The following is a 21,083-nucleotide window of genomic DNA, read 5'->3' on the forward strand; positions in this document are numbered from 1 at the left end:
AGCGAGCGCCCCCATGACCTCGACCCTCGCCCGCCGCCTGATGCTGGCCGCCCTGATGATTGCGCCCCTGAGCGCCTGCGCCGGATCAGGCCTGATGGACAGCGCCTCCGCCGGCGCTCTCGAACAGGCCGCCTTCGAGCGTATCCCCGCCGGGATCGTCATCGCCCCGACCGAGGGCGCGGCCCGCCGTGTTCGCCTGGAGGTCTATGGCCCCGAGACCATTCGCGTCACGGCGACCGAAAACGCCGATCTGGAACTGCCGGCCAGCCTTATGGTCACGGCCCAGCCCTCGACCACGACCCCGTTCGAGGTCGAGACCCGCGGCGAACTGGTCGTGTTGAAGACCGCCGAGGCCACGGCCGAGGTCTCGCGCCGGACCGGCGCCGTCCGCTTCCTCGACGAGAACGGCCGGGAGGTGCTGAAGGAACGGGCCGGCGTGCGCGAACTCAGCCCCGTCACCGTCGAGGACCAGGCCGGAGATCACCGTTTCCTGGCCACCCGCCAGGTCTGGGACAGCCCTGCCGACGAGGCCTTCTACGGCCTGGGTCAGCATCAGCAGGGCGTGATGAACTACAAGGGCCGCGACGTTCAACTGGCCCAGCACAATATGGACGTGGGCGTCCCCTTCGTCGTCTCCAGCCGCAACTACGGCCTGCTGTGGGATAATAACTCGATCACCCGGTTCGGCGATCCGCGGCCCTATGGCATGATCTCGGACCAGTTCATCGTCCGCGACGCCACCGGCCGCTTCGGTGGTCTGACCGCCAGCTACTATCAGGACGATCAACTCAAGGTTCAGCGCCAGGAGACGGAGGTGAACTACGAGTTCATCCGCGAATGGTCGCGCTGGCCCGAAGGCTTCAAGTCGCAACCGGGCCAGCCGGTCCAGACCGGCGACATGGGCAAGCCGGGCCAGGCGGGCGTCAGGGTCGTCTGGGAAGGCACGCTGGAAACCGCCGAGGCCGGCCTGCACAAGTTCCGCCTCTATTCGTCGGGCTACGCCAAGGTCACCATCGACGGCAAGGTGGTCGAACAGAACTGGCGCCAGAACTGGAACGCCTTCGACCATGATTTCCAGGTCGAGATGGCCGCCGACACGCGCGTGCCGATCAAGATCGAGTGGACGCCGGAGGACGGCTATATCTCGCTGCGCCACATGGATCCGCTGCCGGCCGCAGACCAGGGCGCATTGAGCCTGGCCTCGGAAGTCGGCACGGCCATCGACTACTACTACGTCGGCGGCGACGACATCGACGGCGTCATCTCCAACTATCGCGGCCTGACCGGCAAGTCGGTGATGCTGCCCCGCGCCGCCTACGGCTTCTGGCAGAGCCGCCAGCGCTACAACACCCAGGACGAGGTCGTCGACGCCGTGCGCGGCTATCGCGAGCGCGGCCTGCCGATCGACATGGTGGTGCAGGACTGGTTCTACTGGCCCGAGAACGCCTGGGGCTCGCACCAGTTCGACCCCGCCCGCTATCCGAACCCGACCCAGATGGTGAAGGACGTTCACGACATGAACGCCAACATCATCATTTCGGTCTGGCCGAAATTCTATCCGACCACCGACCATTACAAGCAGCTGGACGCCATTGGCGGCATGTATACGCGCAACGTCGACGTCGGTGCGCGCGACTGGGTCGGCCCCGGTTACGCCAACAGCTTCTACGACCCCTATCTGCCGGCGGCGCGCGACCTTTACTGGAAGCAGATGTCCGACAGTTTCAAGGGCATGGGCTTCGACGGCTGGTGGCTGGATTCGGTCGAGCCGGACATGCACTCCAACCTCGACTTCGCCGAACGGACCCTGCGCATGGGCCCGACCGCCAACGGTCCCGGCGCCTATGTGTTCAACTCGTATCCGCTGATGAACGCCGAGAACGTCTATCGCCATTTCCGGGCCGAGCATGACGACCAGCGGACCACCATCCTGACCCGCTCCGCCTGGGGCGGTCTGCAGCGCACCGGTTCGGTCCTGTGGTCGGGCGATGTGGTCGCGCGATGGGACAATCTGCGCGACCAGATCTCGGCCGGCGTCAACGCCGGCCTGTCGGGACTGCCCAACTGGACCCACGACATCGGCGGATTCTCGGTTGAGAGCCGTTATTCCAACACCGCCGGCATGAAGCCCGAGGACAAGGCCGAGTGGGACGAGCTGCAGCTGCGCTGGTTCCAGTTCGGGGCCTGGTCGCCGATCTTCCGTTCCCACGGGGAGTTCCCGCTGAGAGAAGTCTATAATCTGGCCCAGCCCGGCACCGACTACTACGCCGCCTACGCCGAGCAGCTGCGCACCCGCTACCGGCTGATGCCCTATATCTACAGCCTGGCCGGCGACACCTATCTGCGCGACGGCACCATTATGCGCGGTCTGGTCATGGACTTCCCGTCCGATCTGAAGGCGCGCGACATCGACGACCAGTACATGTTCGGCCACGCCCTGCTCGTGGCGCCCGTCACCGAGTACAAGGCGCGGGGCCGCTCGGTCTATTTCCCGGCCGGGGCCGAATGGTACGACCTGCTGACCGGCCAGAAGTACGCCGGCGGCCGATCGACCACCGTCGCGGCCGCCCTGGGCAAGATCCCGGTCTTCGTTCGCGCGGGCTCGATCCTGCCGACCGGACCGGCCATCACCTATACGGCCGAGAAGCTGGACGGCCCCTTGACCCTGGTGGTCTATACCGGCGCCGACGGGTCGTTCTCGCTCTATGAGGACGAGGGCCGGTCCTACGCCTACGAGCGCGGCGAGTTCTCGACCATCCCGATGCGCTGGAATGACGCGACCGGCGTCCTGACCATCGGCGCCCGCGCCGGGGCCTATGCGGGCATGCCGATGAACCGCACGATCAATGTGCGCTTCGTCAGCGGACCGGGTGCGGATGTCGGCGATTTCGACGCCGCTCCGGCGAAGACGATCCAGTACACGGGCGAGGCCGTCGAGGTCCGCCGTTAGTCGGCCATACGCCGCTCATCCCCGCCCATCGGGGATGAGCGGGTTCAGATCACAGGAGGCGCGGATGCGCTCGTTGCTGCTCACCGCCGTGGCGGCCGCCGTCCTTGCGACGACGACAGCCGTCCCCGTTCAGGCCCAGAACACGGAGGTGGTGAACACGGCCGCCGGGCCTCTGCTGGACGCGATGTTCCAGGACCACGCCGTGCTTCAGCGCGATCGGCCGGTGGCCGTGTGGGGCAGGGCGGCGCCGGGCGCCTCCGTCACCGTTGCGTTCGACCAGGTCCAGGTTCAGGCCGTCGCCGACGCGGACGGGGGCTGGCGCACCCATCTGCCGTCCCTGCCCGCCGGCGGGCCCCACGTCCTGACCGCCCGCAGCGGCGGCTCCACCCAGACGGTGGCGGACGTCATGGTCGGCGATGTCTGGCTGTGCTCGGGCCAGTCGAACATGGAGTATCAGCTCCGTCAGGTCACCAACGCCGACATCGAAATCAACAATGCACGCGACGAGGGCCTGCGCCTGTTTCTGGTCGGTCGGTCCAGCAAGCCGGCCCCGTCGACCTCGACCGCGCCCGTGGGCCAGTGGCGTCTGACCACGCCGGACAGCGCGCGCGACTTCTCCGCCGCCTGCTATTTCATGGGCCGCGACCTGCGCAAGGCGCAGACCGTTCCGATCGGCCTGATCGCCGCATCCTGGGGCGGATCGATCATCGAGGACTGGCTCAGCCGACAGACCCTGACCGATCTGGGCGGCAATCAGCAGGCCCTGGCCGCCCTGGCCGCCTACGCCCGGTCGCCTGAGGACGGCGAGGCGCTCTGGCGCGACATCACCCTGGCCTGGTGGAAGGACAATGATCCGGGCACGAAACAGGGCTGGAACGGCGAACGGTTCGACGACCGCGCCTGGGCGCCCATCCCGGCGGAGGGAGCCTGGGAAAACACCGTCCCGGCCTTGGCCGGCTTCGACGGCGTGGTGTGGATGCGCAACACGGTCCAGGTGACGGCCGCTCAGGCCCGTCAGCCGGCGACCCTCGAACTCGGCCCGGTCGACGACGTCGACACCACCTGGGTCAACGGACGCTGGATCGGCGGCGGCCAGGGGTGGGATACGCCCCGCACCTACAGTCTGCCGGCCGGAACCTTGACGTCCGGCCGCAACAGCATCGCCGTCGGAGTTCTGGACACCAATGGCGGCGGCGGGGCCTGGGGACCGGCGTCGGCGAAACGGATCGTGTTTGCGGACGGCTCGACCGTCTCCCTGTCCAGCGGCTGGCGTCACCAGGTTTCGGCCCAGGTCGCGTCCCTGTCCTCCCTGCCGCGAACGCCCTGGATCGGCGGCAGCGGCATGACCACTCTCTACAATGGCATGATCGTCCCCCTGGGCGCCTACGGCCTGAAGGGCGCCGCCTGGTATCAGGGCGAGTCCAACGCCGGCGACGCGCCCGGCTATTCGAAACTGTTGCCGGCCTTGTTCGCCGACTGGCGCGCTCGGTTCGAGAACCCGGACCTGGAGATGCTGGTGGTGCAGCTGGCCAACTACGGCCCGGCTGTGACCCAGCCGACCGACAGCCTGTGGGCGGCCCTGCGCGAAAGCCAGCGCCGCACCGTCGCCGCCGATCCGCACGCCGGGCTGGCGCTCGCGATCGACATCGGCGACCGCTACGACATCCATCCGACCAACAAGCAGGAGGTGGGTCGCAGGCTGGCGTTGGAGGCCTTGCGTCTGGCCGGCCTCTCCACCGTCTCGTCGCCGCAGCCCGTCGCCATCGAACGCGGCGCCGATGGGGTGCATGTTCGCTATGCCGCCGGGACGGCCCTGAGCCTGTACGGCTTCAACCGCCCGGTCGGGTTCGAACTGTGCGACGCGGAGGGCGCCTGCCGCTTTGTCGACGCCACCCTGACCGGGGATCAGATCGTGCTGCCGTCCGCCCGGCCGAGCGACGTCAAGGTGCGGTTGTGCTGGGCGGAAAGCCCGATCTGCAACCTGTATGGTCCGTCAAACCTGCCGGCGGTTCCGTTCGAGGCGCCGATCGTCTGAACGGGGGGCGGGCTCAGACGAGCCCCGCGCCTCGCAGCCGCAGCGCCGGGGCGACCGCGACCGGTCGCTCCGCCGGCAGGTCGACGACCAGACCTTCATCGGTCTGACGGAAGGGCAGGGCGCCGCCGCCCAGCAGTTCGACCGCCGCGACGCGGCCCGCCTGGGGCGTCAGAGCGCGCATCACCATTCGCCCGTCCTCGGGCCAGTCCAGCGCAAAGGCGTACAGGGCCTGGCCTCTTGTCGTGAAGCGGATGTCCTGGCCGGTCCACGGCCGCGCGGCGCCTTCGCCGTGCATGCCGCCCACGACGGTCGTCGGGCCCTCGCCATAGATGCGCCAGGGCCGGGTCTCGAAGATCGCCTCGCCATTGACCTTCATCCAGACGGCGATGTCCGTCAGGATCTGACGCTCGTCGCTGTCGATGGAGCCGTCGCCCCGCTGCGGGATGTTCAGCATGAGGTTGCCGTTCTTGGACACCACGTCGACCAGGCGCTGGATCACGCTGTGCGCCGGCACATAATAGTGACTGGTGTAGCGGGCGCGATTGTAGTGCCAGTCGCCGATGCAGGTGTCGGTCTGCCACGGCTCGGGCTTCAGGTTCTCCGAGAAGCCGCGCTCGACGGTCTCGACGATCCCCTTGCGCTGGCGCTCGTCCAGCCGCTTGCCGTTCACGACCGGCAGTTCGCCCCGCCACTGCAGCGAGGCGTTGTAATATTCCGCCGTCGCTTCCAGCCCGTAACGCCCCAGAGGCAGCTGGTAGTTGTCGAAATAGACCATGTCCGGCTTGTACTTGGTGATCAGGTCGCGCTGACGCGCCACCCAGGATCGCACGAAGGCCGGATTGTTCGCCGGCGGCGTCTCGATCCACTGGCCGTCGCGCGCGTCGTGCCAGGCGTTCATCTCGGCGATCGAGGCGATCCCCTCCGGCGGGGCGAAGGTCGGGCCGGTATAGAGTTCCTGCGGGTCCAGTCCGTCCCACCATTTGCCGGAGCCGTCCGCCTTCGTCAGGCGCGCGGCGTCATAGCGGACGCTCTTGAGCGGCCCTTCGGCGTCATAGCCATAGGCCGTCTGCCACCAATGCCACGCATGGGCCGCGTGGTTGGATACCGCGAACCTCAGGCCCCGCGCGCGCACGGCCTTTTCCCAGGTCCCGACGATGTCGCGTTTCGGCCCGACGCGCATGACGTTCCACGCATGATGGGCGCTGTCGAACAGGTCCAGATTGTCGTGGTGGTTGGCCATGGACATGATGTAGCGGGCGCCGGCCGCCTGATAGAGGTCCAGCAGTCCCTCGGGATCCCACTGGTCGGCCTTCCACTGGTCGATGAACTCCATGAACCCGACCTGGCTGGGGTGGCCGTAGGCGGCGACATGGTGTTCGTAGAAGGGGTTGCCCTGGATATACATCTGGCGGCCGTACCAGTCGCCGAACTCCGGGACGCACTGGGGGCCCCAGTGGGACCAGATGCCGAACTTGGCGTCGCGGAACCAGTCCGGCGTCCGGTAGCCGTCGATCAGACTGTCCCAGGTCGGCTTGAACGGCCCTGCCGCCGTTGATCCGCCCGGCGTAGTGGCGCAAGCGCCCAGCATCGAGGCCGAGGCGCCCGCGCCCAGAAGTCCGCGTCGTGACAGGTTCATGCCGGTTCTCCATAGACGACGCCGCGCCCGTCGGTGGCCACATAGACGCGGCCGAAGACGCGGGGATCGCCCGCGATGGCGCGATAGCGGCGCCCGTATTCATGCTGGTCGTCGTTGACTCGCGTCCACGACCGGCCGCGATCGTCGGACCGGAAGACGCCCCGCAGATCGCTCCTGGTTCCTATGGCGAACAGGGCAGGGTAGGTCGAGCCGGCGGGCGGCTTGCCGAAATCCATCATCTCGACGCCGAGCCCGCCGTCCACTTGCTCGAACCTCTGACCGCCGTCCCGGCTGTTGTAGAGGCCGGATCGCGACACGAACCACAGATCCCCCTCATGCCCCGGCGTGGCCTTCAGCGGAAAGGCCTGTTCGCGCCAGGTCGGACGGTCAGCAGAGGCGTCGGGCAGGCCATGCGACGGCACGGCGGCGAAGCTGCGCGCGCCGTCCACGCTGACGAACCAGTCGCCGGTCCTGAAGTCGAGGGCGTAGAACAGGCCTGCGTCCTGCCGATCCGCCACAGGGCGCAGCAGCAGCGGCAGGCCGGCGCAGGGCCGCCAGGTTGCGCCGCGATCCGTCGACCAGACGTTCTGCGGCGTCGACAGGACGAAGGTCGATCCGTCGGCCGAGACCGTGATCGGCGCGTCCCGGTACAGATCCATGCGAGGATTGTCGGCGGGAACCGGGGCGGCGCCCGATGCCGGACGCGGCCGTCCCAGCGGTTTCCAACTGCGGCCCGCATCCTCGGACCAGGCGATGGTCGAGCCGTCGTGCCCCCCCGAACCGACGCCTTCGTGCGGGGTGCCGCTGCGCACCACCACCGTCGGCGCCCGGCCGGCGTAGTCGATCTGGTTGGTGTTGGCGAAGACCGGCGTCGTGAACTGCAGTTGCGGCGACCGGTTCAGGTCCTCGTGCGCGAAGCCGGAGATGTCGCCGAACCCGGTCAGAAGCTCCGGGCCTTCGGGCGGACTGACCAGGGTGATGACCGCCGTCTGTTCGATGCCCTCCACCCAGGGCCGCCAGTCTGTCGGCTTGCGGTCGTCGGCGGCCGACAGGTTGCGGGTCTCATAGACGGTCGCTCCGGTCGCATAGACCAGTCTGTCGCTGTCGAACGGATCCAGCGCCAGGGCCGCGATCCACCAGCCGAAGTCAGGCCTGTCATTGCCCCAGTTCAGATAGGGGGTGGCGCTGACGTCGTGCCGTGCGGCCTCGCGCAGGCTCTTCCAGCTTCTTCCGTCGTCGGTGCTGCGCCAGATGGTGTCGCCGGGCTGCCAGCGGTTCAGGGTCGAGACCATGATGACCCCCGGCCGTTTCCGGTCCAGGGCCACGCCCATGAAGCCGCCTGCCTGTCCGCTGCTCGGTCTGGGAGGACTGATGTCGCGCCAGTCGCCGGTGTTCGTGTCCAGTCGCCAGACGGCGCCGTCGCCGACGCCGTTCGGGCCGACGCCGAGGGTGCAGGTGACATAGAGCACGCCCGTGTCGTTCATTTCGGCCTTGGCGGCGGACAGGTCAGCGCGGGGGCCGCCCTCGAGCGCCCGCCAGGTCAGGCCCGCATCGTCGGATCGATAGAGGACGTGTTCGTGGGGATCGGCGACGCCGACGAACAGGGTCTTCGAACCCTGTCCGCGCGCGCCGCTGCGGGGGTCGAAGATCACGAAGCTGAGGCCGCCGTGCGTCGTGCGCCCGGTCGGCAGGCCCAGTCCCTTCAGCGGAAAGGTCTCGACCTTGCGCCAGCTCACGCCGCCGTCGATCGAGCGCTGCAGCCCATCGTGGCGTGACCCGAAATAGAGGATGCGATTGTCATTCGGGTCGATGGCCAGCCGCTCGCCCAGGCCTCGCCCGTCCTCGTTTCCGCCCATGCGAAACGGGACGTCGGTGCGGATCCAGGTCCGCCCCCGGTCGTGCGAGCGCAGCATGGCGCCTGGATCGCCGCGGTGAACCCCGACCGCCATATGGACCACCTCGGCGTCGACCGGATCCGCGGCGATGCTCTCGACGCCGAAATCGCCGGAGCGGGGGCTGGAATCCTGCAGCGGCAGCCAGCGCGCCTGCTCGGGGTCGAACCTATAGGCGCCGCCCATGTCGGAGCGGGCATAGGCCAGGCCGCGCGCGATGGGACTGAAGACGATCCCTGGAATGAAGCCGCCCGCGCCCACCTTCACATTGCGCCAGCTGTAGCCCGCCTCGGCGGCGCGCGCCGACCCGGTCATGGCCGCGCCGCCCAGGCCCAGCGCCAGCACGCCCGCCGCGCGTCGGGTCAGTCCTGTCGTCATGCCGCGTCTCCCCATGGCCGTCGGGGCGTCTGCCGGCCCCTTATCTGTTAGCGCTACCTCATAGCAGGTTGACATCATTGTCATAGGTGCATCAAGTTGCGCTGGTAAAAATCAACGTCGGCAAACGACGTGTCGGGAGCGAGGCTCGAGTTCACACGGATTTCGCCGCTTCCGGCGCGTTTTGGCGCCTGATCTTTTGCACCCTGAGCGAACTTCCGGTGCGGTCATCTGGCCGCACCGGCTTTTCGCGCCAAAGTTTCTCGCCCGCCGACTGGACGGACCCGACATGACCCCGCGTTTCCTGAACTTCCGCCGCAACGCCGTTTCCGTGATGGCGCTCAGCTTCGCCCTGGCCGCCGGCGCCTGCGCAACCCCGGGTGCGGGTCGTCCGACCCCCGTCAACTACGTGAAGCCGACCGACACCATCGTGACGGACGCCACCCGCGCCCATCCCGCGCTGTGGCCACATGCCGCATCGCCCGCCGCCATGACCGACGCCGCGACGGAAGCCTTCGTCACCGAGCTGATGGGGCGGATGACGCTGGAGGAGAAGGTGGGCCAGACCATCCAGGCCGACATCGCCTCGATCAAGCCGGAAGATCTGCTGACCTATCCGCTGGGGTCGATTCTGGCGGGAGGGAACTCCTCGCCCGGCGGCGACGAGCGCGCCTCGGCCCGGAAATGGGTCGAACTGGCCCAGGCCTTCCGCGCCGCCGTGGCCCAGCGCCCGGGCGCCAAAATCCCCATGATCTACGGCATTGACGCCGTCCACGGTCACAACAACATCGTCGGCGCGACCATCTTCCCGCACAACAGCGGCCTGGGCGCCGCGCGCGATCCCGACCTGATCCGCCGCATCGGCGAGGCCACCGCCCTGGAAGTCGCAGTCACCGGCGCCGACTGGACCTTCGGACCCACACTCGCCGTGCCCCAGGACGATCGCTGGGGCCGGGCCTATGAAGGCTATGCCGAGAATCCGGAGGTGGCCCAGAGCTACGCCGGCCCCATGACCCTGGGCCTGCAGGGGACGCTGTCGGCCGACCGGCCTCTGGCGCCCGGCCGTATCGCCGGCTCCGCCAAACATTTCCTCGCCGATGGCGGCACGACGGGCGGCCATGACCAGGGCGACTTCGCCGGTTCAGAAGAGGAGATGATCCGCACCCATCTGTCCGGCTACCCCCAGGCGATCGATGCAGGCGTCCTGTCGATCATGGCCAGCTTCTCCAGCTGGAACGGGGTGAAACACTCGGGCAACGAGACCATACTGACCGACGTGCTGCGCGGCCCGCTGGGCTTCGACGGCTTCGTGGTCTCCGACTGGAACGCCCAGGGCCAGCTGCCCGGCTGCTCCAACGAGAGCTGCGCCCTGGCCTTCAACGCCGGCATCGACATGTTCATGGCGCCGGACAGCTGGAAGCCGCTGTATGTGAATACCCTGGCCCAGGTGAAATCGGGCGAGATCCCGATGGCCCGTCTGGACGAGGCGGTGCGACGCATCCTGAGGGTCAAGGTCAAGACCGGCCTGTTCGCCGACAGCCGTCCGGTCGAGGGCCATCTGAACGAACTGGGCTCGCCGGCGCACCGCGCCATCGCCCGCGAGGCGGTGCGGAAATCTCTGGTGCTGCTGAAGAACGAGGGCTCGGTCCTGCCGATCCGCTCCGGCGCCCGCGTGCTGGTCGCCGGCCACGCCGACGACATCGGCCAGGCTTCGGGCGGCTGGACGTTGACGTGGCAGGGCACCGGCAACACCAACGCCGACTTCCCCAACGGACAGTCGATATGGAGCGGCGTCCGCGAAGCGGTCGCGGCCGGCGGCGGCACGGCGACCCTGAGCCCCGAGGGCGTCTATACGCAGAAGCCGGACGTGGCCATCGTCGTGTTCGGCGAGACGCCCTATGCCGAGTTCCAGGGCGACGTGGACACGCTGGACTTCCTGCCGACCGAACCGCTCGAGACGCTGAAACGCCTCAAGGCGGCGGGAATCCCGACCGTCTCGGTCTTCCTGTCGGGGCGACCGATGTGGACCAATCCCGAGATCAACGCCTCCGACGCCTTCGTCGCCGCCTGGCTGCCGGGCACGGAAGGCGGCGGCGTCGCTGACGTCCTGATCGGCGACGCGGCGGGCAGGCCTCGCACCGACTTCAACGGCAAGCTGTCGTTCAGCTGGCCCAAGGACGCCAAGGGCGAGCCCCTGAACGTCGGCCAGGCCGGCTATGATCCCCAGTTCGCCTACGGCTATGGTCTGACCTATGCGCACGGCGCCCGGGTCGGCCCCCTGTCGGAGGAGAGCGGCGTCGTGGGCGAGGTCGGCAGCATCGATCGCTACTTCGTCGACGGCCGTTTCGTCGCCCCCTGGTCGTTGATGCTGCGTGACGCTGGCGGCGAGTTCCGCCTGGGGACTGAGAGCAGCGGCTCCAGCCCCCGCGCGGGCGTGGCCGTGCGGTCGACGGACGGCGCGGGCCAGGAATCGGCGCGCGCCCTGACGTTCGGCGCGGCCGGCGGCCATGCCCTGATCGTCGCCCGGCCGGTCGATCTGACCCGCCAGGCCAACGGCGAGATGGCGCTGGCCTTCCGTTACCGCCTCGACGCCAGGCCCGGCGGCGCGGTGATGCTGACACTGGGCGAGGGTCAGGTCGATGTGACCGCCATCTTCAACGCGGCGCCTCTGGGCCAGTGGCGTACGCTGAAGGTGCCGCTGTCCTGCTTGCGCGACGCCGGCGCCGACCTTTCCGCCGTCGACCAGCCCTGGGGCCTGCGTTCGGCCGGGGGGCTGGGCGTCACGGTCGAGGACATCCGCCTGGGGTCGGATGAGGGCGATACTGTCTGTCCCGCCGCCTGACGTCGGGTTGAAGCGAGAGAAGATGATGACCCAGGCCTCCGAAGACCGTTTCACCCTGAGCCGCCGCGCGGTCCTGGGCTCGACCGCCGCCCTGGCCCTGACGGCCGGTGCGGCGTCGGCCGCCAGCCGGACGGCGCCGAGCCGCGGCTTTGTCACGCGTGAGGGAATCGGACTGAAACTGGACGGAAAGCCGTACCGGTTCGTGGGCGCCAACGCCTGGTATCTGGCCTGGCTGGGCGCCGACGCCGACTATGGGGATCATGGGCGTCTGACGCGCGAGCTGGACGCCCTGGCGGCGGACGGCGTGACCAATCTGCGGGTCGGCGCCTCGGCCGAGCTCTCGCCGCTGAACAACTCGGTCCGTCCCGCCTTCCGGGACCAGACCGCAGCCTATAACGAGACCCTGCTCGCCGGCCTGGACCGCACCCTGGTCGAGATGGGGCGGCGCGACATGAAGGCGGTCCTGTATCTGACCAACTTCTGGGAATGGTCGGGCGGGATGATGACCTATCTCTCCTGGGTCAACGGCGGTCGCTACATCAACATGAACGACCCGGCCCATCCGTGGCCCGAGTTCGCCGACTTCAACGCCGACTTCTATCGCAGCGATGAGGCTGTCGCCCTCTATCACGACTATGTCCGGGCCGTGGTCGGCCGGACCAACACGATCAGCGGCATGGCCTATGCCGAGGATCCGACCATCATGGCCTGGCAACTGGCCAATGAGCCGCGCGCAGGCGGCGGCGCGCAGGTCGCCCTGGACAATCTTCCCGCCTTCTACGCCTGGATCAACGGCACGGCCCGGCTGATCAAGTCGCTGGCGCCACGCCAGCTGGTCTCGACCGGGGGGGAGGGGCTGAAGGGCTCGTCCGAGCGCGCCGAGGTGGTGATGGAAAGCTGCCGTTCGCCCGACATCGACTATCTGACCGCCCATATCTGGCCGGGCAACTGGGGCTGGCTGGACCGCAAGGACATGGCGGGAACCGACGCCCGCGCCCGCGCCATGGCCATCGACTATGTGAACCAGCATGTCGGCTTCGCCCGCCAACTCGACAAGCCGCTGGTGATCGAGGAATTCGGCTATCCCCGCGACGGCGATTTGTATGATCCGTCCGTGCCCACGGTCCTGCGCGACGGCTTCTACGCCGACATCCATGCCGCAGTGCTGGCGGATGCGCGGGCGGGCGGACCTCTGGCCGGCTCGAACTTCTGGGCCTGGAACGGCGAGGGCCGCACACGCAATCCCGACTTCCGCTTCCACGACGGCGACAGCGCCTGGCTGGGCGATCCGCCGCACGAGCCCCAGGGCTGGTACGGCGTGTTCGACAGCGATCGTTCGACCCGGACCCTGGTCCGCGATCAGGCGAGAGCCCTGGCCGAAATCCTCGCGGGCTGACCGAGCCCTAGAGGCCCAGCGCTATCCGGTAGCTGGGGTGAACAATATCCGCGTGTTCCGGATGTTTCTGCAGATAGCCCGCGAAGAAGGGGCAGGTCGGCAGGATCAGGATTCCCCGCGCCCGGATATCGGCCAGCACATGTTTCGCCAGGCGACTGGCGACGCCGCGCCCCTCCAGAGGCACGGGCACGATGGTCTCGGTGATCAGAAGTCCGCCCCCCACTTCGTTGTACATCACCACGGCGGTCTGGCCGTCGATGGTCAGCTCGTAGCGGTGGGCGTCGTGGTTGTCGTGGATATCGAGGTCGAGGGACATGGGAGGGTTCCTTCCGGCTGGACATCCGGAAGGTCCGGCGTGTCGATGACGAGACTGTGCCAGCCTCGCCGGCCCGCGAAAACCGAAACGATGTAAACTCAGGGTTTCCCGTCTTGGGATCATGAGGGGGATCCGCCCTCGACGCGCCGGCCGGCCCTGGCCGTCAAACACGCCAAGGTAACCGGTGTCTTTTTCTGCGCGACGTAGTATCTGGTCCCGATCAGACTCGCGAGGCGATCCAACGCCTCCGCATCGAGGATCAGTGAAGGACGTCATGGCTCATCCGCTCAAGCTCAATCCCGACCGCCTGTTCCCGGCGGACGCCGACACGCGCGCCGTGGCGCGCCGCCTCTATGCGGAGATCAAGGGCCTGCCGATCATCAGCCCGCACGGCCATACGGATCCCGGCTGGTTCGCGGGGAACGAAAACTTCGCCAATCCGGCCGAACTGCTGATCACGCCCGACCACTATGTCTTCCGCATGCTGCATTCGCAGGGGATGGCGATGGAGGATCTGGGCGTGCCGCGTGCTGACGGCGGCCCGGTCGAGACCGATCCACGCGTGATCTGGCGCCGCTTCGCCGAGAACTATCACCTGTTCCGCGGCACCCCGTCGCGCATGTGGCACGACTGGGTCTATGCCGAGGCCTTCGGCATCGACGTGCGCCTGTCGGCCGAGACGGCCGACCACTATTACGACGTCATCGACGCCGCCCTGAAGACCGACGCCTTCAAGCCGCGCGCCCTGTTCGAACGCTACAATATCGAGGTCCTGACCACGACCGAGAGCCCGCTCGATACGCTGGAGCACCACAAGATCATCGCCGCCTCGGGCTGGAAGGGTCGGGTTCTGACCGCCTATCGCCCGGACCCGGTGCTGGATCCCGACTACGAGGGCTTCCGCGACAATCTGAAGATCCTGGCCGAACAGACCGGCCGCGATACGCTGAGCTGGGACGGATACCTGCTGGCCCTGCGCGACCGCCGCGCCTTCTTCATCGAAATGGGCGCCACCTCGACCGACCACGGCCATCCGACCGCCTTCACCGCCGACCTGTCCAAGGGCGAGGCGGAGGCCCTGTTCAAGCGGGTCTCGACCGCTCCGGCCAGCGCCGCCGACGCCGAACTGTTCCGCGGCCAGATGCTGACCGAAATGGCCGCCATGTCGGTCGAGGACGGTCTGGTGATGCAGCTTCACCCCGGCAGCTTCCGCAACCATTCGGCCACGGTCTTCAACCGTTTCGGCCGCGACAAGGGCTGCGATATCCCGACCCAGACCGACTATGTCCGGGCGTTGAAGCCGCTGTTGGACCGGTTCGGTTCGGACAGCCGTCTGTCCCTGATCCTCTTCACCCTGGACGAGACCAGCTACAGCCGCGAACTGGCGCCCCTGGCCGGTCACTATCCGGCGCTGAAACTCGGCCCCAGCTGGTGGTTCCACGACAGCCCCGAGGGGATGCGTCGCTTCCGCGAACAGGTCACCGAGACGGCCGGCTTCTACAACACCGTCGGCTTCAACGACGACACCCGCGCCTTTCTGTCCATCCCGGCCCGCCACGACGTGGCCCGGCGCATGGACTGCGGCTTCCTGGCGAAGATGGTGGTCGAGCACCGGATGGAAGAGGACGAGGCCCACGACCTGGCCCACGCCCTGACCTATGGTCTGGTCAAGGCGGCCTACAAGCTGTGACCCGGCTGTCTAATGCAGCCCTGCAGGGCCTGCCCGCAGAGGTCGCCGTTCCCCACTATGACCGCGCCCAGGTGAAGACCGGCGTGGTCCATCTGGGCATCGGCGCCTTCCACCGCGCCCACCAGGCGGTTGTGTTCGACGATGCGATCAAGGCCGGCGACCTGCGCTGGGGCGTGCTGGGCGCCTCGCTGCGGTCGCCGGACGTGCGCGATCAGCTGAACCCGCAGGACGGCCTCTACACCCTGGTCGTCCGTGACGGTTCGGACGAGCATCTGCGGGTGATCGGCGCTGGTCGCGGCGTCCTGGTCGGACCGGAAGACCCTGCCGCCCTGGTCGCCGCCATGGCCGACGCGGACGTCCACATCGTCACCCTGACCGTGACCGAGAAGGGCTATCGCCTCGACCCCGCCACCGGCGACCTGCTGCTGGATGATCCCGAGGTGGCGGCCGATCTGGCCGACATCGCTTCGCCCCGCACCGCGCCGGGCTTCATCGTCGCGGCGCTGCAGGCCCGCAAGGCGGCGGGTTTGAAACCCTTCACCGTCGTCAGCTGCGACAACATCCCCCACAACGGCAAGCGTATCCGCGCCGGGGTCGTCGCCATGGCCCGCCATGTCGACCCGGCCCTGGCCGGCTGGATCGAGGCCGAAGGCGCCTTCCCCCAGACCATGATCGACCGGATCGTTCCGGCGACCATTGCCGACGACATCACCCGCCTGACCGCCCGACTGGGCGTCGAGGACCAGGGCATGGTCAAGGCCGAACCCTTCACCCAGTGGGTGATCGAGGACCGGTTCGCCGGCGAGCGGCCGGACTTTGCGGCGCTCGGCGTGCAACTGACCGACGCGGTCGAGCCGTGGGAGGACGCCAAGCTGCGCCTGCTGAACGGCGCCCATTCGGCCGTCGCCTATCTGGGCGCCCTGTCAGGGCATGAGCATGTCCACGAGGCCGTCGCCGTCCCCGCCTTCCGCGCCTATGTCGAAGCCTTGTGGGACGAGGCCCAGACGACGCTGAACCCGCCGCCGGGTCTGGACATCCCCGCCTATCGCGACGCGCTGATGGCGCGGTTCTCCAACGCGGCCCTGATGCACCGGACGCGGCAGATCGCCATGGACGGATCACAGAAACTGCCCCAGCGGCTGCTGGCCGGCGCCGCCGAACGCCTGGCGGCCGGGCCAGATTCTAAGGGAATGGGGATAGACGCCATCGCTCTTGGCGTCGCCGCCTGGATGAAATGGCAGTCGGGCGTGACCGAAAGCGGCGAGATCTTCGTCGTCGACGATCCCCTGGCGGCGAAGACCGCCGAACTTCTGGCCGGCAGCGACAATGACCAGGCGCGGGTTTCGGCCCTGCTGACCCTGTCCGCCGTCTTCCCGCCTGCGCTCGCCGCTGACGACCGGTTCGCCGTAGCGGTCACGGGCGCCTATCTGTCGCTGAGCCGCAACGGCGCGGTCGAGGCCGCCCGTGCGGTGACGGCGTAGTCTGATGGCCGAGTTCGTCGCTTCCTGCCTTCTCCCCTCGGGGGAGAAGGTGGGCCCGAAGGGCTCGGATGAGGGGGCTCTGTCCGCCTCGCTGACGACAAGAGTGGGCCTGCGTCTGGCGGCCCCCTCATCCGTCTCGCTCCGCGAGCCACCTTCTCCCCCAAGGGGAGAAGGAAGAAACGAGGTTAGTCCATGTCCCGCGTCCTGATCCTGAACCCCGCCGACGACGTCGCCATCGCTCTGGACGACATCGCCGCCGGCGACACGCCCGAGGGCCTGGCTGTCCCCGCCCGCGCCGAGATCGCCACCGGCCACAAGATCGCCCGGCACGACGTCGCCGAGGGCGGTCTGGTCCGCCGCTACGGCCAGGTCATCGGCCGGGCCAAAACGGCGATCGCCGCCGGAGACCATGTCCACGTCCACAACCTGGCCATGGCCGAGGACGGGCGCGAGGCCGAGGTCGGCGCCGATCTGCGCGTACCGGCGTCTCTGGACGGCGCGACCTTCAACGGGATCGTCCGCCCGGACGGCCGGGTCGGCACCCGCAACTATATCGGCGTCCTGACCAGCGTGAACTGTTCGGCCACGGTCGCGCGCCGCATCGCCGACGCCTTCCCGGACGCCAGCCTGCCCGACGGCGTCGACGGCGTGGTCGCCTTCACCCACCAGGGCGGCTGCGGCGGCTCTTCCCTGTCCAGCGACGTCACCCTGCTGCAGCGGACCCTGTCGGGTTACGCCCGGCATCCGAACTTCCATTCCATCCTGATCGTCGGCCTGGGCTGCGAGGCCAACCAGATCCCCGCCTGGCTCGCCAACGAGGGTCTGCAGGCCGGCCCCCATCTGCGCGCCCTGACCATCCAGGAAGCCGGCGGCACCGGCCGCGCCATCGAGGCCGGGATCGAGATCGTCCGCGACCTGGTCGCCGAGGCGGCCCAGGTCGAACGTCAGCCCGTCTCCGCCGCCCATCTGACCGTCGGTCTGCAATGCGGCGGCTCGGACGGCTGGTCCGGCGTCACCGCCAATCCGGCCCTGGGCGCGGCCGTCGATCTGCTGGTCGCCCACGGCGGTTCGGCCATGCTGTCCGAAACGCCGGAAATCTGGGGCGCTGAACACCTGCTGCTGCGCCGCGCGGCGAACCAGGGCGTGGCCGACCGGCTGAACGCCCGTCTGGAGTGGTGGCGCGACTATGCCGACCGGCACCAGATGGAGCTGAACAACAATCCGTCGCCCGGCAATCTGAAGGGCGGTCTGACGACCATTCTGGAGAAGTCTCTGGGCGCCGTGGCCAAGTCCGGTTCGACCCCGCTGAACGACGTGATCGGTTACGCCGAGCCGCTCATGTCCAAGGGGCTCAGCTTCATGGACAGCCCCGGCTACGACCCGTGCTCGGCGACGGGCCAGATCGCCTCGGGCGCCAATCTGATCGTCTTCACCACGGGCCGGGGTTCGGTCTTCGGCGCCAAGCCCGCCCCGTCGATCAAGGTGGCCTCCAACGCCAAACTGGCGAACTGGATGGACGAGGACATGGACATCGACGCCTCGCCGGTCCTGACCGGAACCCCGATGGCCGAGGTGGGCGAGATCATCTTCCGCAGGATGCTGGCCGTCGCCTCGGGCGAGCCGTCCAGGTCCGAGGCCCTGGGCATAGGCGACAACGAGTTCGTGCCCTGGCAGGTCGGCGCCTATCTCTAGGCGCCGACGGCTCGGTCTTCAGTACCGGAAGCGCAGGGCCAGGGAGTAGATCGTCTCCTCGCGCCGCACGTCGCGCGGATACACCCCTTCGCCATAGTCGTAGAAGGACCGGAAGGGCTCGCCCAACAGGTTGGACGCGTCGAAGGCCACGGTGATCCGGTCGGTGGGCGAATAGCTGGCCGAAAAGTCCAGCCGCTTGACGTCATCGACGTATTCGCCGATCGCCCCGCTGTCGTACTTGGTCCGGACATTGTAGGCGAGGCGGGCGCTGATCGGTCCGTTCTCGTACATGCCGACCAGATTGTACGAATATTTCGAGATATACTGCAGGTCGCCGTCGACCATGGTGCCGTTGATCTGCACCCCGAAATGCCGCGCCCAGTCGGGCATGAACTCGTAGTCCAGGAAGGTGGTGAAGGCCGCCTCCACCCCCTGAAGGACCGAGGAGTCCAGGTTCTGCGGCCGGGTCACGCGCAGGGCTCCATAGACCGGATCGACGATGTCCACCGTCTCGTTGATGATGAAGCCGTTGATCTCGCGCCGGAAGGCGCCCAGGGTCGCCCAGCCGCTGTCCGAGAAATAATATTCCAGGGTGGCGTCATAGTTGGTCGACTCGATCGGCGTCAGGTCGATATTGCCGCCGTTGGCCGCGCGCAGGCCGGACGAGTCCGGATTGGGCGAGACGAACAGTCCCGGGTTCAATTGGCCGAAGCTGGGCCGGGTCCGCGTCTGGTTGGCGGCGAACCGCACCTGGACGGCGTCGGTCAGCGGCAATTTGACGTTCAGGCTGGGCAGCAGGTCCGTGTAGCGGCTGGTGCGCTGGATCGGGGTAAAGCTCTCGACCCCGTCGACCGTGTTCCGCGTGGAACCGTCCACCGTGACCTCGGTGGCCACGATCCGCAGGCCGGCGTCGCCCTCGACCGGCAGGCCGAACAGGTTGAAGGCGAAGTCCGCCTGGCCATAGCCCGTCCAGGCCTTTTCATTGGCCAGGAAGGTCTGTTCCGGGATGATCGGCGGATCGCCGGCGGCGAAGCCGGCGATGGCGCGCAGCCCCTCGATATTGTTGCGCAGGCTGTCATAGGTGGGGGCGACCCAGGTCCGCATCGCCTGGACGTCGCTGCCGTTGAACCCGGCCTGGACCAGGCCCAGTTCGACCGGCAGGTCCGCCAGACCGATGCGCAGATCTTCCTGGTTCAGATAACGTTCGCCGTTCTGGTAGGAGGCGTTGCGGTCGACGTAGCGGACGCCGAAACGCGTTTCGGGAAACAGGCTGTTGCCCGTATCCAGCTTTAGATCCACCCGCGCCTGTACGTCGTCGCCCTTGCCCTCGAACCGCCGGTCGAAGAGGCCGCGATAGATGTAGTTGGCCGGATCGGTCGTGTCGAAATCACGGAACGAGAATTCGACCCCGCCGTCTTCGCGCGGCACGTCGAAATTGACATCCACCACCGGGGTCGAGGCGAAGGCCGTGTCAATGTTCTGGATCGAGTTGGTGAAGGTGCTTTCGGTCCGGGCCAGGTCGAACGACCACTCCGCCGGACCGGCGGTATAGACCCCGCCCACGGCGTACTGGAAGGTGTCGGTCTTGCCGAAGGCGGCGGACTGATACTGCTCCGGGCGCAGACCGCCCGACGCGGTGAGGCTCTGCACGTCGCCGCCGGGGCGCAGCACGATGTTATCGAAGCTCGTCCCCTCGGCGTACAGGGGCACGACGAACTGACGATCGGACACCTCGCCGCGATACCCCTGGTACAGGCCGTCGAAATAGAGGCTCAACTGATCGTTGGGCCGCCACTGCAGGGCGACGTTGGCCGAGGGCCGCCAGCGGTCGCCCGTGCCGTAATAGACGCCTGCGGCGTCGGGATAGCGGGCGCCGACCAGGGTCGGGTCGGTCGTCTGGTCGGTGATCGTTCCGACCACGCCCGATCCCCATCGCACCGAATCCAGGTAGCGCAGGCTGGTGTAGGACAGGTTCACCAGGGCGCCGACCTCGCCGATCGGGGTGTCCCAGCGGTTGCTGATCAGGATGTCGCCATTCGGGTCGTACTGCTCGGACTGGGTGGCGTAGGTGCCCCGGATCGAGCCGGCGATCTCCAGGCCGTCGAAGTCGAACGGCCGACGCGAGCGCACATTGACCAGGCCGGCGATGCCGCTCTCCAGCCGCCAGGCCGACGACGACTTGAAGACCTCCAGCGCCGCGACCGAGGCGGCGGGGAAGTCCTGAAGGGCCACGCCGCGCCCCTCGGCGGTGAAGATGTCGCGGCCGTTGTAGGTGGTCGAGATGTCGGGCAGGCCGCGCACCAGCACGCGGGACGCCTCGCCGCCGCCGCGCTCGACCTGGACGCCGGTGACGCGGGCGAGGGATTCCGAGGCGTTGCTGTCGGGCAGCTTGCCGATGTCCTCGGCGACGATCACGTCCACGACTTCGTCGGCGTTACGCTTGATGTTGCGGGCCGTGGTCAGGCTGCTGCGTGATCCGACGACGGTGATGTCGCCCAGTCGGGTCGGATTGCCGAGAAGCGCGCCCAGGGGCGAGGTGCGGATAGCGGGGCGGGGCGGGGCGGCGGGGGCCTGCTGCGCCGTCGCGTCACTGGCCGTCGGTGAAACGGTCTGGGCGGCGGCGCCGGTGGCCAGCATCAGGGCGAGAACAGACGTGGAAGACGCCCAGACGGTGGCTTGCATAAGGATCTCATCGAAATTTCGGTGCGACCCAAACCGCTGAGCTTCAGTTCGGTTTCCATCTTTTTTGCATTTGCGAAAGAAAGGCGAAGGGGAGGC

At 68.1% G+C, this 21,083-nt stretch carries 11 protein-coding genes; 7 read left to right on the forward strand and 4 right to left on the reverse strand.

What is annotated here, in order from left to right:
• Window positions 1-13 precede the first annotated feature (13 nt).
• Both ACIQ1T_RS12120 and ACIQ1T_RS12125 read left to right on the forward strand, forming a co-directional pair.
• Entirely contained in the window at window positions 14-2,950 is a 2,937-nt protein-coding gene (locus tag ACIQ1T_RS12120; protein WP_395944806.1) for a TIM-barrel domain-containing protein, read from the forward strand.
• Window positions 2,951-3,014: 64 nt separating this feature from the next.
• Entirely contained in the window at window positions 3,015-4,985 is a 1,971-nt protein-coding gene (locus tag ACIQ1T_RS12125; protein WP_395944807.1) for a sialate O-acetylesterase, read from the forward strand.
• 13 nt (window positions 4,986-4,998) lie between these two features.
• Here ACIQ1T_RS12125 and ACIQ1T_RS12130 read toward each other — a convergent pair whose 3' ends face one another.
• Together ACIQ1T_RS12130 and ACIQ1T_RS12135 are read right to left on the reverse strand one after the other, a co-directional pair.
• Window positions 4,999-6,621, reverse strand: coding sequence for an alpha-L-fucosidase (locus ACIQ1T_RS12130; protein ID WP_395944808.1), 1,623 nt, complete (start codon window positions 6,619-6,621; stop codon window positions 4,999-5,001).
• Entirely contained in the window at window positions 6,618-8,891 is a 2,274-nt protein-coding gene (locus tag ACIQ1T_RS12135) for a WD40/YVTN/BNR-like repeat-containing protein (RefSeq protein ID WP_395944809.1), read from the reverse strand. The genes ACIQ1T_RS12130 and ACIQ1T_RS12135 overlap by 4 nt, the downstream gene beginning before the upstream one ends.
• 286 nt (window positions 8,892-9,177) lie before the next feature.
• On the opposite strand from ACIQ1T_RS12135, the gene ACIQ1T_RS12140 reads away from it, so the two are divergent.
• On the forward strand, window positions 9,178-11,730 hold the full coding sequence (locus ACIQ1T_RS12140) for a glycoside hydrolase family 3 protein (protein ID WP_395944810.1): 2,553 nt from the start codon (window positions 9,178-9,180) through the stop codon (window positions 11,728-11,730).
• A gap of 25 nt (window positions 11,731-11,755) precedes the next feature.
• Complete coding sequence (locus ACIQ1T_RS12145; RefSeq protein ID WP_395944811.1) at window positions 11,756-13,126, forward strand: mannanase; 1,371 nt, start codon at window positions 11,756-11,758, stop codon at window positions 13,124-13,126.
• 7 nt (window positions 13,127-13,133) lie between these two features.
• On the opposite strand, the gene ACIQ1T_RS12150 is transcribed toward ACIQ1T_RS12145, so the two are convergent.
• The gene (locus tag ACIQ1T_RS12150; protein WP_395944812.1) at window positions 13,134-13,442 is read right to left on the reverse strand and encodes a GNAT family N-acetyltransferase; all 309 of its coding nucleotides are present in this window, start codon (window positions 13,440-13,442) and stop codon (window positions 13,134-13,136) included.
• A gap of 274 nt (window positions 13,443-13,716) precedes the next feature.
• Between ACIQ1T_RS12150 and uxaC the strand changes: the two genes are divergently transcribed.
• From uxaC to ACIQ1T_RS12165, 3 genes are all read left to right on the forward strand, one after another.
• The gene (uxaC, locus tag ACIQ1T_RS12155) at window positions 13,717-15,132 is read left to right on the forward strand and encodes a glucuronate isomerase (protein ID WP_395944813.1); all 1,416 of its coding nucleotides are present in this window, start codon (window positions 13,717-13,719) and stop codon (window positions 15,130-15,132) included.
• Window positions 15,129-16,613 carry a mannitol dehydrogenase family protein gene (locus ACIQ1T_RS12160; protein ID WP_395944814.1) on the forward strand — a complete coding sequence of 495 codons (1,485 nt, stop codon included), beginning with the start codon at window positions 15,129-15,131 and terminating at the stop codon, window positions 16,611-16,613. The genes uxaC and ACIQ1T_RS12160 overlap by 4 nt, the downstream gene beginning before the upstream one ends.
• A 192-nt stretch (window positions 16,614-16,805) precedes the next feature.
• The gene (locus tag ACIQ1T_RS12165; protein ID WP_395944815.1) at window positions 16,806-18,305 is read left to right on the forward strand and encodes a UxaA family hydrolase; all 1,500 of its coding nucleotides are present in this window, start codon (window positions 16,806-16,808) and stop codon (window positions 18,303-18,305) included.
• A gap of 18 nt (window positions 18,306-18,323) precedes the next feature.
• Here the strand turns inward: ACIQ1T_RS12165 and ACIQ1T_RS12170 are convergent, their stop codons facing one another.
• Window positions 18,324-20,987 carry a TonB-dependent receptor gene (locus ACIQ1T_RS12170; protein ID WP_395944816.1) on the reverse strand — a complete coding sequence of 888 codons (2,664 nt, stop codon included), beginning with the start codon at window positions 20,985-20,987 and terminating at the stop codon, window positions 18,324-18,326.
• Between the last annotated feature and the right edge of the window lie 96 nt (window positions 20,988-21,083).

This window comes from Brevundimonas sp. (assembly GCF_044336875.1).
GTDB lineage: Bacteria > Pseudomonadota > Alphaproteobacteria > Caulobacterales > Caulobacteraceae > Brevundimonas.

Bases quoted from the DNA above. Each gene is read 5' to 3' on its own strand.
- ACIQ1T_RS12120 (WP_395944806.1), top strand. From the start codon at position 14: ATGACCTCGACCCTCGCCCGCCGCCTGATGCTGGCCGCCCTGATGATT.
- ACIQ1T_RS12125 (WP_395944807.1), top strand. From the start codon at position 3,015: ATGCGCTCGTTGCTGCTCACCGCCGTGGCGGCCGCCGTCCTTGCGACG.
- ACIQ1T_RS12130 (WP_395944808.1), bottom strand. From the start codon at position 6,621: ATGAACCTGTCACGACGCGGACTTCTGGGCGCGGGCGCCTCGGCCTCG.
- ACIQ1T_RS12135 (WP_395944809.1), bottom strand. From the start codon at position 8,891: ATGACGACAGGACTGACCCGACGCGCGGCGGGCGTGCTGGCGCTGGGC.
- ACIQ1T_RS12140 (WP_395944810.1), top strand. From the start codon at position 9,178: ATGACCCCGCGTTTCCTGAACTTCCGCCGCAACGCCGTTTCCGTGATG.
- ACIQ1T_RS12145 (WP_395944811.1), top strand. From the start codon at position 11,756: ATGACCCAGGCCTCCGAAGACCGTTTCACCCTGAGCCGCCGCGCGGTC.
- ACIQ1T_RS12150 (WP_395944812.1), bottom strand. From the start codon at position 13,442: ATGTCCCTCGACCTCGATATCCACGACAACCACGACGCCCACCGCTAC.
- uxaC (WP_395944813.1), top strand. From the start codon at position 13,717: ATGGCTCATCCGCTCAAGCTCAATCCCGACCGCCTGTTCCCGGCGGAC.
- ACIQ1T_RS12165 (WP_395944815.1), top strand. From the start codon at position 16,806: ATGTCCCGCGTCCTGATCCTGAACCCCGCCGACGACGTCGCCATCGCT.
- ACIQ1T_RS12170 (WP_395944816.1), bottom strand. From the start codon at position 20,987: ATGCAAGCCACCGTCTGGGCGTCTTCCACGTCTGTTCTCGCCCTGATG.